The organism is Lysobacter sp. FW306-1B-D06B (assembly GCF_038446665.1).
GTDB lineage: Bacteria > Pseudomonadota > Gammaproteobacteria > Xanthomonadales > Xanthomonadaceae > Lysobacter_J.
This window is the reverse complement of the sequence record NZ_CP151802.1, coordinates 2,644,828-2,658,072: the sequence shown is the minus strand read 5'-3', so window position 1 is coordinate 2,658,072 and position 13,245 is coordinate 2,644,828. Positions and strand designations below refer to the sequence as shown.

Annotated in this window: 8 protein-coding genes; 5 read left to right on the top strand and 3 right to left on the bottom strand. The window is 69.5% G+C overall.

Annotation, left to right across the window (positions count from 1 at the left end):
• Positions 1-314: 314 nt before the first annotated feature.
• A complete protein-coding gene (locus tag AAFF32_RS12140) occupies positions 315-4,838 on the bottom strand; it encodes a DEAD/DEAH box helicase (protein ID WP_342315312.1) in 4,524 nt (1,507 codons plus the stop codon).
• 194 nt (positions 4,839-5,032) lie between these two features.
• Here AAFF32_RS12140 and AAFF32_RS12135 point away from each other — a divergent pair, with 194 nt between their 5' ends.
• Positions 5,033-5,884, top strand: coding sequence for an NAD-dependent protein deacetylase (locus AAFF32_RS12135; RefSeq protein WP_342315311.1), 852 nt, complete (start codon positions 5,033-5,035; stop codon positions 5,882-5,884).
• Positions 5,885-6,052: 168 nt separating this feature from the next.
• Here AAFF32_RS12135 and AAFF32_RS12130 read toward each other — a convergent pair whose 3' ends face one another.
• Complete coding sequence (locus AAFF32_RS12130; RefSeq protein ID WP_216958052.1) at positions 6,053-7,492, bottom strand: amino acid permease; 1,440 nt, start codon at positions 7,490-7,492, stop codon at positions 6,053-6,055.
• Positions 7,493-7,835: 343 nt separating this feature from the next.
• On the opposite strand from AAFF32_RS12130, the gene AAFF32_RS12125 reads away from it, so the two are divergent.
• The 3 genes from AAFF32_RS12125 (at position 7,836) to AAFF32_RS12115 (ending at position 10,290) form a co-directional block, all read left to right on the top strand.
• Entirely contained in the window at positions 7,836-9,005 is a 1,170-nt protein-coding gene (locus AAFF32_RS12125) for an MFS transporter (RefSeq protein ID WP_342315310.1), read from the top strand.
• A gap of 102 nt (positions 9,006-9,107) precedes the next feature.
• Positions 9,108-9,665 (top strand): DUF2939 domain-containing protein, encoded by a 558-nt coding sequence (locus AAFF32_RS12120; protein ID WP_216958056.1) that lies wholly within the window; start codon positions 9,108-9,110, stop codon positions 9,663-9,665.
• A 109-nt stretch (positions 9,666-9,774) separates the two neighbouring features.
• The gene (locus AAFF32_RS12115; protein WP_342315309.1) at positions 9,775-10,290 is read left to right on the top strand and encodes a CHRD domain-containing protein; all 516 of its coding nucleotides are present in this window, start codon (positions 9,775-9,777) and stop codon (positions 10,288-10,290) included.
• On the opposite strand, the gene AAFF32_RS12110 is transcribed toward AAFF32_RS12115, so the two are convergent.
• Positions 10,287-11,192 (bottom strand): 5'-nucleotidase, encoded by a 906-nt coding sequence (locus tag AAFF32_RS12110; protein WP_216958060.1) that lies wholly within the window; start codon positions 11,190-11,192, stop codon positions 10,287-10,289. The genes AAFF32_RS12115 and AAFF32_RS12110 overlap by 4 nt on opposite strands.
• 157 nt (positions 11,193-11,349) lie before the next feature.
• Between AAFF32_RS12110 and AAFF32_RS12105 the strand changes: the two genes are divergently transcribed.
• Complete coding sequence (locus AAFF32_RS12105; protein WP_342315308.1) at positions 11,350-12,810, top strand: DUF1254 domain-containing protein; 1,461 nt, start codon at positions 11,350-11,352, stop codon at positions 12,808-12,810.
• Positions 12,811-13,245: the final 435 nt, after the last annotated feature.

Genomic DNA, 13,245 nt, shown 5'->3' with positions numbered 1-13,245 from the left:
AGATTGCGTGACGTTGACGGTGGTGCGTCAGGCGAATGGTCTTGCATCGGCGCGGCAAAGTGCGTGACGACGTCGCTACTTCCCGCCCGCCAAGCACAGCGGACATTCTCGCGAAGGCGGGAATCCAACGGTCGGGCGCGTCACGTCCTTCGAAGGCCGTGCAGGCTCGCATGCATGGATCCCCGCCTTCGCGGGGATGACGGCATTGGGGCGGATGACGAGATGGCCTGGGTCCCGGCCTTCGCCGGAATGACGGGCTGTTGCCAGAACGAGGGACTGCTCCCCAGCTGTCGGCCCGGAACCTGCGCGCCAGCTCAATGCGTCGTACGCACCACCGGCGCCAGCGACGGCAGCGTGACCGGCGCGGCGAAGCCAGCGATCGAACGCTCCGGTTCGCGCAACAGCACGCGGCGGACCGTGGCTTCCTCGTCGTTGGGCAGTTCGGCGAGCAGGTTCACCTCGCCCGACACCAGCGTCGCCAACGGCACGCCGTCGCGATACAGGACGCGCGCCCCCGCCAGCCGCGGCACCTTTTCGCCGGACACGACGGTTCCGACGAGATTGAGCGGATCCACCGCCGACACGACCACCATCGCCCCGTCGTGTGCGCGCTGGCGCACCTGGCGCATCAGGCCGATCGCCTCCGGCAGCGCGAACTGCTCGCCCGACAGGCCCGAGATGAAGCGACCACCGCGAATCTCGCCGCGCGCTTCGAGCCGGTGGTAGACGCGCACCAGATCGCGCCACGCCGGCAGCCACGGCGCTTCGCGTTCGAGCAGGCGCCAGCACACCACGCCGTAGCGGCGCAGCAAGGTGCGCGCGACGTGTTCGACATCCTCCGGCGTGCGCGCTGCATCGCCCGATGCGTTGCGGCGGATCAGCGCCCAGCGGCCCGCATCCTCGATGCCGAACAACGCCGCGCGACGGCGTCGGCCCGGGTTCGCACTCGGGCGCTTCGACGCGGGCACCAGCAAGGCGCGCAATCCGGCGTAGCTGTCGCAATGCACACGGCCGCGCGCGACGAGTTCGGCCAGCACGTCCTCCAGTTCGGTTCGCAGCAGGTGCGCGCCGGTGACCAGTTCATCGAAGAACGAAGCGCCGTGCTCGCCGAGGTAGTCGACCACCTTCTGCGCGCGCGAAGACAAGGCCTCGTCGGCCGCGGGCGGCGGCGCGAGCCGTGTCCACACGCCGGCATCGCGGCGCGGCAGCAACACGACCGGCGTGGCGCGCACCGGCGTGCTGCCGCGCGTGTTCGTGCTGTCGGCAGTGCCGGCGCGCAGACGCGTCCACAGCGTGCGGCCCGCGGTGCACAGGTCGTCGAGCCAGGTGATCGAATAGTCGTTCACGCGCGCGGGCAGCAGCTCGCTTTCCCACGCGGCGGCCGGTGCTTCGAAGCCTTCCATCTGCGCAAGCACGCCGGCCAGCGCCTCCGGTCCGTTGACGCGCGCCAAGGGCGCCACGCGCTGCCAGTCGAACAGGAAGCGCATGAAGTCGCGCGGCGCGACCGGTTCGATCTCGCGGCGCAGGCGCTTGAGCGTATAGCGATGGATGCGCGCCAGAAGGTGCCGCTCGCACCATTCGTCCACGCCGATGCCGGGCGTGAAGCGGCCCTGCATCACGTAGCCTTCGTTCTGCAGGCGCAGCAGCGCCAGCTCGACATCGGCCTTCGTCAGCGACAGGTCGTCCGCGATCACCTGCGCCGGCAGCGGCCCAAGTCCCGTCAGGCGCGAGCGCAGCAGTTCGACCAGCGCATCCTCGCGATCCCACGGCTGCGCGGCGTATTCGGCAGGCGCTTCGATCGGCGGGTGCATCGCGACATCGGCGAACACCGCCTGCAACTGTGGCAACCGCTCGGCCGCGACCCACAGGCCGTTGCCGTCGGGATTGCGCTGACCCACGGGCTTGTCGAGCGCCGGCGGTTGCAGCTGCGTGGCGCGGTGCGCCTTGACCAGCCGCTGCAGCCAGTCGGCCCAGCCGTTCTCGCGCACTTCGCGGATCGTGACCACGCCCAAGCCCATCAGCGCTTCGTGCATCTCGTCGGCGCTGCGCACCTGCGGCCAGCATTCCTCGCGCACGGCATCGATGGCGTCTGCGTCCAGGCGGCCCAGGTCGTCGGCGCTTTGCGCGTCGGTGTAGCGGCGCGTCTGCACGGCCTGCGTGCGGCGCTCTTCCAGAGGCGCGTCATCGAGGAAGGCGTAGGGCCGCGCGTTGAGTATCTCTGCCGCGAACGGCGACGGCGCGCTGAGATCGCGCGCGACCACCTGCACTTCGCCGGCCTCCATCGCACGCAGCACGTCGAGCCAGCCGTCGAGGTCCATCGCTTCGTGCAGGCAATCGTGCAGGGTCTGCGCGACCAGCGGATGATCGGGGACTTCGCGCTCGCCGACGAGGTTCTCCGCGCACGCGACCTGGTCCGGGAAGACGGTGGCGAGCAGGTCTTCGGACTTCATGCGCTGCAACTGCGGCGGCACCTTCTTGCCGCCCACGAAGCGTGGCAGCGCCAGCGCGGTGGTCGCCACCCAGCGCCAGCGCACGCCGAACAGCGGCGCATCGAGCAACGCCTGGATCAGCACGTGCTCGGCGGAGGCCGAATGCAGGTAGCTGGCCACTTCGATCAGCGGGAAGCTGTGGCTGGTCGACAGCGAGAGGATGATCGCGTCTTCCGTCGCCGCCGCCTGCAGTTCGAAGTTGAACTTGCGGCAGAAGCGCTTGCGCAGCGCCAGGCCCCAGGCGCGGTTGATGCGGCTGCCGTAGGGCGTGTGGATGATGAGCTGCGTGCCGCCGGACTCGTCGAAGAAGCGCTCCAGCACGAGCGTGTTCTGCGTCGGCATCGCGCCGAGTGCGGCGGCGGTGCTGGCAAGGTACTCGATGATCTGTCGCGCGGCTTCGGGAATGAGCTTCACCTCGTCGGTGAGCCAGGCGAAGGCGTCGCTGCCTTCGATGTGCGCCAGGTGCTGCGCACGCGCCTGCTCCTCCTCCGGGGTTGCCTCGATGGGGTCGTCCTGCATCGGCGATGACGCCAGCATCGGCGCCACGCGCGCGGTGACCTCCTCGCGCAGGCGCGATACCGCGAAGGACAACTCATCCGTCCGGCCCGGCGCTTCGCCCAGCCAGAACGGAATGCTCGGCGGCTGGCCTTGCGCGTCTTCCACGCGCACCTTGCCGGGCTCCACGCGCAGGATGCGGTAGCTGGCGTTGCCGAGCTGGAAGATGTCGCCGGCCATGCTTTCGACGGCGAAGTCCTCGTTCACCGTGCCGATGAACACCGACTCCGGTTCCATGACGACCGAGTAATCGGCCGTATCCGGAATCGTGCCGCCCGACATCAGCGCGGTGGTGCGTCCGCCCTTGCGGCCGCGCACGACGCGATTGACCGCATCGCGATGCAGATAGCCGGCGCGGATGCCGCGCCGCGTGGTGAAGCCGTCGGCGAGCATGCGCACGATGGCGTTGAAATCCTCGCGCTTGAGCTGCGCATACGGCCATGCGCGGCGGACCCAGTCGAACAGCGCGTCCTCGTCCCACTCGCGGCAGGCGGCCTCGGCGACGATCTGCTGCGCCAGCACGTCCAGCGGCGCGTCTGGCATGACCAGCGCGTCGAGTTCGCTGCGCTGCACGCTGTCGAGCAACGCCGCGCATTCGATCAGTTCGTCGCGTGTCTGCGGGAACAACCGACCCTTCGGCGTACCGCCGACGGCATGGCCGGAACGCCCCACGCGTTGCAGGAAGGCGGCGATCGAACGCGGCGAACCGAGCTGGCACACCAGGTCCACGTCGCCGATGTCGATGCCCAGCTCCAGCGATGCGGTGGCGACCAGCACGCGCAGTTCGCCGCGCTTGAGCCGCTGCTCCGCGTCCAGGCGCAGCTCTTTCGACAGGCTGCCGTGGTGCGCGGCCACCGCGTCCTTGCCGAGCTTCTCGCCCAGGTGGTGCGCGGCGCGCTCGGCCATGCGGCGCGTGTTCACGAAGACCAGCGTGGTGCGGTGCTGCTCGACCAGTTCGGCCACGCGCGTGTAGACCTGCTCCCACTGGTCGCTCGACATCACCGCGCTGAGCGGCGTGGGCGGCAGTTCCAGGGCGAGATCGCGCTTGCGGGTGTAGCCGATGTCGACGATCTCGCAGTCGGGCGTGCCGTCGCTGGCGACGGCGGCGGAACCGACGAGGAATCGCGCGACCTCTTCGATCGGCTTCTGCGTCGCCGACAGGCCCACGCGCGTGAGCCTGCGCCCGCACAGCGCTTCCATGCGCTCCAGCGAGAGCGTCAGATGGCTGCCGCGTTTGCTTGCGGCGACGGCGTGGATTTCATCGACGATGACCGTGCGCACGGTTGCGAGCATCGCCCGACCGGATTCGGAGCCCAGCAGGACGTACAGCGATTCGGGCGTCGTGACGAGGATGTGCGGCGGCTTGCGGCGGTTGGCGGCGCGCTCGGCCTGCGGGGTGTCGCCGGTGCGCACGGCGGTGCGGATGTCCACGTCCGGCAGGCCCATCGCGGCCAGTTCCTCGCGGATGCCGGCCAGCGGGGCTTCCAGGTTGATGCGGATGTCGTTCGACAGCGCCTTCAATGGCGAGATGTAGACGACGGAGGTTTCGTCCGGCAGGCCCGCGGGGGCGTCGAACAGGGCATCGCCGCCGGCATGCTCCAGGCCCTGACGGACGAGCGTGTCGATCGCGGTCATGAACGCGGTGAGCGTCTTGCCCGAGCCCGTGGGCGCGGCGACCAGCGTGTTGCGGCCACTGCGGATCGCCGGCCATGCCTGCACCTGCGCCGCCGTGGGCGCGGGGAAGGCCTTGGCGAACCAGGCCGAGACGGCGGGATGGAAGGCGCTCAGGGGCATCGGTGGATGGTGATGGGGCGGTGTCTCATTCCGTGAGACGAGGATGGGGCACGTCGCGCCCGTTTATCGCGACTGTTCATTGGGGAACGCAAAACGGGGGTCTTGTCCCTCTTCCGCAGGCGCCGGGGCCGCCTTCGTTCATCTTGCCGCAGCCCCTTGCGACGCGGCATTCGGTGCATACCTAAGATGGGGTCATGTCCGCCCTCGCCAACTCCCCTGCCCCTGCCCCGTCCCCGGCCGCCGAGCGCCTGCGCGCCTGGCTGGCGCCGTTCCGACGCGTGTTCGTGCTCACCGGCGCCGGTTGCAGCACCCGTTCCGGCATTCCCGATTACCGCGATGCCGACGGCCAGTGGAAGCGCACGCCGCCCGTCACCTACCAGGCCTTCACCGGCGATGCGCGCGTGAACGCGCGTTACTGGGCGCGCAGCTTCATCGGCTGGCCGCGCATCGACGAAGCGCAACCGAACGCGGTGCACCACGCCTTGGCCGATTGGGGTGCGCGCGGCGGCATCTCCGCGCTGCTCACCCAGAACGTCGACGGCCTGCACCAGCGCGCCGGTAGCCAAGGCGTGATCGACCTGCACGGCCGGCTGGACGGCGTGGTCTGCCTGTCGTGCCGCTCGCATTCCGCGCGCGCCGAGCTGCAAACGCGGTTGGCCGATGCGAACCCCGACTGGGCCGGGCTGGAAGCCACCACGGCGCCCGACGGCGACGCGGACCTGGACGGCCTGGACTTCACCCGCTTCCACGTGCCGGCCTGCGAAACCTGCGGCGGCATGCTGAAACCGGACGTCGTGTTCTTTGGTGAAAACGTGCCGCGCGAACGCGCCGTGCAGGCCGGCGATGCCTTGAAGGCTTCCGACGCGATGCTGGTCGTGGGTTCGTCGCTGATGGTGTATTCGGGCTTCCGCTTCGCGCGGATGGCGGCGGAAGCGGGAATCCCGCTGGCGATCCTCAATCGCGGGCGCACGCGGGCGGATGAGCTGGCTGCGTTGAAGGTCGAGGACGAGGCCGGCGCGGCGCTTGCTGCGGCGCTGGGCGGTTGAGGCAGCGGCGCGCCGGTACCAATACCGTCATTCCCGCCTTCGCGGGAATGACGACTGAAAGCGTGATGGCTGGACGGGCGATTCAAACGCTGGAAGGGCGAAAGTGCATAGCCCAAAAAACGAAAGGCGCCACCCGGCGCCTTTCGCAATTCAAGCGTGGACGAAAGATCAGGCTTCCTGTCCCTTCGCCAGCAGGCTCGCGCGGCGGCTGTAGGCCAGGTACACCACCACGCCCACGACGTTCCACGCCAGGAACCACAGTTGCGTCTTGTGCGGCAGGCTCCAGAACAGATACAGGCAGCCCAGGATCGCCAGCGGCCCCACTACCCACGCCATCGGCGTGCGGAACGTGCGCGGACGGTTCGGATCGCGCACGCGCAGCACGAGCAGGCACACCGCGACCGCGATGAAGGCCACCAGCGTGCCGGCGTTGGCCAGCGCGGCGATCTCGTCCAGACGTGCCACGCCCGCCAGCGCCGCGACCAGCACGGCGGTGAACACGGTGATGGCGACCGGCGTGCCGGTGCGCGGGTTCACCTTCGACAGGCTGCGCGGCAGCAGGCCGTCGCGCGACATCACGAAGAAGATGCGGCTCTGGCCGTAGAAGAACGCCAGCAGCACGGTCGGCAACGCGATCACCGCGACGATACCGATCACCAGCGCCGCGGTGCCGTGGCCGAGCTCGCGCATGATCAGCGCCAGCGGTTCGGCGCTCTTGCTGAAGACGCTGAAGCTCATCGCGCCCACGGCAGCCAGCGCGACCAGCACGTAGATGATCGTGCAGCCGATCATCGAGCCGATGATGCCGATGGACAGGTCGCGGCCGGGGTTCTTGGTTTCCTCGGCGGCGGTGGAGATCGCGTCGAATCCGTAGAAGGCGAAGAAGATGATGGCCGCCGCCGCCATCACACCGCGCTCCATGCCGTCGGCGCCGGTGGACTTGGAGAAGCCATACGGCATGAACGGCTGCAGGTTGCTGCTGTCGAACGCCGGCAGCGCCACGGCGATGAACACGCCCAGCGCGATCAGCTTGAACACCACCAGGAATGCGTTGAGCGTGGCGCTCTCGCGCGTACCGGCGATAAGCATGCCGGCGACGAGGAAGGTGATGACGATGGCCGGCAGGTTGATCACGCCGCCCGCGTGCGGCCCGGCGGCCAGTGCCGCGGGCAGGGTCACGTCCCAGCCTGTGTTTTGCGATACCCATTGCAGGAAGCCGGCAAAGTAGCCCGACCAGCCCACCGCCACGGTGCTCACCACCAGCGAGTACTCCAGGATGAGGCTCCAGCCGACGACCCAGGCGATGGCTTCGCCCAGCACCGTGTAGCTGTAGGTGTAGGCGCTGCCGGCCGCCGGCATCATCGTCGACATCTCGGCGTAGGCCAGCGCGGCGCAGGCGCAGACCATGCCGGCGACGATGAAGGACAGCAGCACGGCCGGGCCCGCCTTGTCCGCGCCCACGCCGATCAGCGTGTAGATGCCCGTGCCGACGATGGCGCCGATGCCCAGCGCGACCAGGTGCGGCCACCCCAGGGTGGGCACCAGCCGCCGCCCTTCCTCATGGACGGTGACCTTGTCGATGTCCTTGCGCCGGAGCCATGACTGCATGGAAGTACCTCGTGTGGAGCGGCTGGGAAGGCGCACATACTGAGCCATCGCACGGTCGGATGCGATGTGCGGTGCAGCTTGCGCGGGAACCGCCCGATGGTGCACGGCACGCCTCGGGCGCGCCGGCGCCGCGAAACGCTCGCAGTTGGAGCCCCGCTCCCGTTCGGGAGAGAGGGGGTGGGGTTAGGGGCGACGTTGCGGCAAGGTCCCTGCCCTCATCCGCCTGCCGGAGAGGGTGCACGAGCCCTCTCCCGCGAGCGAGGGTGAGGGCCGACGTTGCGGCAACGTCCGCACTCTCACGCGCGCCCTCATAATCCGCGTTCCCACGCCGCAGGCCGCTCGTTTGTCCCCCGCCGATTTCCGCCGCTACGCGCTGTTCTATCTGGGCTACTACGGCGCGTTGGGCGCCTACACGCCCTACATCGGCCGCTGGGTCGCGGCCAACGGCCACGGCGGCTACGTGGTCGGCGCGATGCTGGCGCTGTGGTACGGCGGGCGCATCGTCGCGCCGCCGACCTGGGCGCGCATGAGCGCGCGCAGCGCCACGCCGGGCCATTGGCTGGTCGCCGGCTGCGCGCTCGCGCTGCTGGGCTTCGCGGCGTTCGCCGGCTTCGACCATGGCGTGATGCTGTTCGTGGCGATGGCGTGGTTCGGCGTGTTCTTCAACGCGGTGATGCCGCAGTTCGAGGCGATGACGCTCTCCGCGCTGGGCGCGCGCAACCACGACTACGGCCGCATCCGCATGTGGGGCTCGATCGGCTTCCTCGTGGTCGCCGGCACCTACGGCTGGCTGCTCGATCGCCTGGGCAACGACGCCTTCGTCTGGCTCACCCTGCCCTGGCTGGCGCTCACGGTCGCGGCGGCCTGGCTGCACCGGGAAGATCGCCCGGTCCCGCAACCGGCCGCGGAAACCACCGTGCGCGGCGAACTGTGGCGCCGCCCCGGCGTGCGCCACCTGCTGGTGACGGCGCTGCTGATGCAGCTGGGCTTCGGGCCGTTCTACGTGTTCTACACCCTGCACCTGCAGGCCCACGGCCACGACGGCTTCGCGGTCGGCGTGCTGTGGGCGATCGGCGTGAGTTGCGAGATCGCGATGTTCTGGCTTGCCCCGCGTCTGGTGCAGCGCTACGGCGCGCACCGGCTGATGACCGCCTGCCTGCTGGCGACCATCGCGCGCTGGACGACCGTGGCGCTGTTCGGCGGCTCGTTCGCGTGGATGGCGCTTGCACAGAGCGGCCATGCGCTGAGCTTCGCCGCCTTCCACGCCGGCTGCATGCGGCGCATGGCCGAGCTGTTCCCACAGCGTCGCGACATGGCCGCCGCGCAGGGGTTGCTGTACGGCTTCAGCGGCGGCATCGGCGGCGTGGCCGGTGCGGGCGTGGCGGCGGTCATGTGGCAACTGGGCGCGGGGCGTTGGGCGTTCCTCGCCGGTGCGGCCATCGCCTGCGTCGCGCTTGCGGCCCATGTGCTGCCGGCACGCGAGCGGCGCGAGGCCGCGGTCGGCGACGCCTGATCGAAGCAAATCTGCCATGCAAGCCACCGCGGTGAGGGCGGCTTCATCCACGCGCGCGCCGCCGCCCGTACCATCGCGCTTCGTCCCGTCGAGAACGCACGCATGAAGAAGTGGATCGCCCTGGTCGTCGTCGTGCTGCTGGCCCTGGCGGGTTGGATCGCGGCCGGTCCTTTCCTCACGATCAATTCGATCCGCGAGGCGGTCGCGCAGGAAGACACGGCGGCGCTGTCGCGGCATGTGGATTTCGACGCCGTGCGCAGCAGCCTGCGCGCGCAGGTGGAAGACACGCTGGCGCGCAATGCGGGCGCCGGGATGCAGGACAACCCGCTGGGCGCGTTCGCGCTGGGCCTGGCGAACCGCGCCGCCGGTGGCATCGTCGACATGCTCGCCACGCCCGCCGGCATCGGCGCGGTGCTGCAGGGACGGGGGCTGCTCCATCGCATCAGCGGCGGCGGTGTCGATCCCAACGACGGCCTCGCGCACACCCCGCCTCCCGATCCGCTGCGCGATGCCCGCTATCGCTTTGAATCGCCCTCGCGTTTCACCGCCACGGTGCACAACGCCGACGGCGACCCGGTGGTGTTCGTGCTGACGCGCGACGGCTTGCGCTGGAAGCTGACCGACATCCGCCTGCCGCTGCAGGCCCTGATCGGGCCGTGACCGCCCGTCGCCCGGGCGCGGCGCCAGGGCCGGATTTCACCGTCCGATAACCGCGCCGGGACCACCGTCCGCTCGGCGTGATCCGCGCCGCGTTCCGCAGGTGAACGTCATGATCCGCACCGCACTGCTCGGAGTGGCCGTGCTCTTGTCGGCGGCCGCATTCCCCGCGTCCGATGCCCGCGCCGAAAACCGTCAGATCCGCGCCGTCCTGGAAGGCAGCGAAGAAGTCCCGGCCCTGTCCACCGACGGCCGCGGCAGCTTCCGCGCCCGCATCGCACCCGGCGGCGGCGCGATCCACTACGAGCTGGCCTACGCCGACCTGGAAGGCACCGTCACCCAGGCGCACATCCACATCGGCCAGAAGGGCGTGAACGGCGGCATCGCCGCGTTCCTGTGCACCAACCTCGGCAACGGCCCGGTCGGCACGCAGGCCTGCCCCGCGACACCGGGGCGCATCACCGGCGTGATCGTCGCCTCCGATGTCATCGGTCCGAACGGCCAGGGCGTGGCCGCCGGCGAACTGGACGAAGTGGTACGCGCGCTACGCGAAGGCTATGCCTACGCCAACGTGCACAGCACGCTCTATCCGGGCGGCGAGATCCGCAGCCAGCTCGGCGACGACTAGCGGTTGGCGATCCCGTGCGGCACGTGCCCGGCGGCGACGTGGTCGCGCGCCGACAGGATGTTGTGCTCGGAATCGTCGAAGAAGATGTCCGCGCCGAAGGCGTCCAGGAACGGCCCCTTCGCGCGGCCACCGAGGAACAGCGCCTCGTCCAGGCGGATGTCCCACTGGCGCAGCGTGCGGATCACGCGTTCGTGCGCGGGGATCGAGCGCGCGGTGACCAGCGCGGTGCGGATCGGCGAGCCCTGCCCGGTCGGGAAGGCCTGCTGCAAGCGGTGCAGCGCGTCGAGGAAACCGCGGAACGGCCCGCCCGACAGCGCCTGCCCGGCGTGGCTGCGCTCGTGTTCGGTGAAGGCCGCCAGGCCGCCTTCGCGCGAGACGCGCTCGCCTTCGTCGTCGAAGATCACCGCGTCGCCGTCGAAGGCGATGCGCAGCTGGTCGTGGCGCTTTTGTGGTGCCTTCGCCGGCAACAACGTCGCCGCGGCGACGCCGGCGGCCAGCGCGCTGCGCACGTCCTCGGCGTTGGCCGAGAGGAACAGGTCGGCGCCGAACGGACGGATGTACGGATACGGCGGTGCGCCGTTGCTGAAGGCCGCACGCTTGATCGCCAGCCCGTGGTGGGCGATCGAATTGAAGATGCGCAGGCCGCTGTCGGCGGAGTTGCGCGAGATCAGGATGACCTCCACGCGCGGCGCGTCCGGCGGCGCGCCCTCGTTGAGCGCAAGCAGCTTGCGCACCAGCGGGAAGGCGATGCCGGGCGCGAGCAGGTCGTCCTCGTGGGCACGCTGGAATTGCGCGTAGGAATCGATGCCCTCGCGCTCGAACAGCGCGTGGCTTTCTTCCATGTCGAACAGGGTTCGCGAGGAAATCGCGACGATCAACGGATCGGCATCACGGTCGGGCATGGGCCTATTGTGCCCCAAGCCGCCACCGCGGACCGGGCCAGGTCCGCCTTGATGCATCCCTTGCATCCGGGGGAGTAGTGTCCGCGGCAACGGGTCACGCGACGCGGTCCGGCGCGGGGCCGCCGGCTTGTGCCAGTCGAACCGCAAGGAGGACACCATGTCCGCCAGGCCGATCCAGAACGCGGTGCTCCTGGGTGCGCTGCTGCTCCCCGCGTTCCTGCTGCCGGGTTGCCGGCGCGATGCGCCCGATCCCGCGCCCGCATCGGGCACCGCCGTCACCGCCACGCCGGAGGAAGCGCGCAAGATCGCGCGCGATGCCTACGTCTACGGGTATCCGATGGTCGAGATGTACCGGATCATCCACGCCTACAGCATCGACAAGGCGAACCCGCTGTATCGCGGGCCGTTCAACACGCTGCTGAGCTTCGATCGCGTGTTCACGCCGGACGACACCGCCATCGTCACGCCCAACGCCGACACGCCCTACACGCTGGCCAACCTGGACCTGCGCCGCGAACCGGTGGTGTTGAGCGTTCCGCAGATGGACCCGAAGCGCTACTTCGTGTTCCAGCTCATCGACCTGTACACGTTCAACTTCGATTACATCGGCAGTCGCGCCACGGGCAGCGGCGGCGGCCACTTCCTGATCGCCGGCCCGGACTGGGAGGGCCAGCCGCCGCCGGGCATCGACAAGGTGATCCGCTCCGAGACGCAGCTGGTGATGATCGGCGGGCGCACGCAGTTGTTCGGCGCGGACGACATGGCGAACGTGCGCAGAATCCAGGCCGGTTACCAGTTGCGGACGCTGTCGGCCTTCACCGCGACGACGACGCCGCAACCGCCGCCGAAGATCCAGTGGATCGCGCCGTTGTCGCCGCAGGAGACGCGGACCTCGCCGGAGTTCTTCAACCAACTCGCCTTCCTGCTGCAGTTCGCGCCGGTGCATCCGTCCGAGCAGCATCTGCGCGATGGCTTCGCGCGGATCGGTGTCGTGCCGGGCGGCACGATCGATATTGCGGCGCTGGCGCCCGCCGTGCGTCAGGCGCTGGCCGACGGCATGGCCGACGGGCAGAAACAGATCGACTCGCGCCGCGCCGCGGCGACGGGCCGCGCCGACCAGATGTTCGGCACGCGCGAGGCGTTGAACAACGACTACATCGCCCGCGCCACCGCCGCGCAGGTGGGCATCGGCGGCAACTCGCGCGCCGAGGCGATCTACCGCCGGTACGAGATGGACAGCAACGATGAGCTCCTCGACGGCAGCCGCAACCGTTACGTGCTGCGTTTCGCCAAGGGCCAGCTGCCGCCGGTGAACGCGTTCTGGTCAGTCACCGCGTACACGCTGCCGCAGCAGTTGCTGGTGCGCAATCCGAAGGAGCGCTACCTCATCGGCTCGACGATGCTGCAAGACCTGAAGACCGACGCCGACGGCGGCATCACGATCCACCTGCAGAAGGACTCGCCGGGGCCCGCGCTGGAATCCAACTGGCTGCCCGTCCCGGACGGCCCCTTCATGCTGGTGCTGCGCAGCTATTGGCCGCAAAAGGCGATGCTGGAGTACGAGTGGTCGGCGCCGAAGGTGGAGCGGGTGCGGGGTGGAGCGGGTGCGCAAGGGTGATGGCGTCGTAGGCGGGCATGCGATCGCCTCGCACGATTCGCCATCCCGGCGAAGGCCGGGATCCAGGCCATCACGCGCTCCGCGTCTATCGCGTCATTCCAGCGGAAGCTGGAATCCATTTGCTGTTGCTGTGCCGCTGACAAACCACTGGTGAAAGCGTGAAACGTCCCTGGATTCCCGCGTTCGCGGGAATGACGGGCAAGGGAGCGCGTCTGCTGTGCTTGGGTGAAAGCGTGGAAGTAGCTGGATTCCCGCCTTCGCGGGAATGACGGGATGGAAAGGCATGAAGGGAATCGCGAAGCTGTGACACGTCAACGTTTGCAAGCGCTACGTCAGCAGGCGTCGACATGTCATCCATGGCGCAACGCAATCGGCTTCGGAACGCCCGGCCCGGCCATCCATGGCCGGGCGTTCGGCAGGCCGCGCGGCAGTGCC

Excerpts from the sequence above, each read along its gene's own strand:
- AAFF32_RS12115 (WP_342315309.1), top strand. The coding sequence starts at position 9,775 with ATGATCCGCACCGCACTGCTCGGAGTGGCCGTGCTCTTGTCGGCGGCC.
- AAFF32_RS12135 (WP_342315311.1), top strand. The coding sequence starts at position 5,033 with ATGTCCGCCCTCGCCAACTCCCCTGCCCCTGCCCCGTCCCCGGCCGCC.
- AAFF32_RS12110 (WP_216958060.1), bottom strand. The coding sequence starts at position 11,192 with ATGCCCGACCGTGATGCCGATCCGTTGATCGTCGCGATTTCCTCGCGA.
- AAFF32_RS12140 (WP_342315312.1), bottom strand. The coding sequence starts at position 4,838 with ATGCCCCTGAGCGCCTTCCATCCCGCCGTCTCGGCCTGGTTCGCCAAG.
- AAFF32_RS12120 (WP_216958056.1), top strand. The coding sequence starts at position 9,108 with ATGAAGAAGTGGATCGCCCTGGTCGTCGTCGTGCTGCTGGCCCTGGCG.
- AAFF32_RS12130 (WP_216958052.1), bottom strand. The coding sequence starts at position 7,492 with ATGCAGTCATGGCTCCGGCGCAAGGACATCGACAAGGTCACCGTCCAT.
- AAFF32_RS12105 (WP_342315308.1), top strand. The coding sequence starts at position 11,350 with ATGTCCGCCAGGCCGATCCAGAACGCGGTGCTCCTGGGTGCGCTGCTG.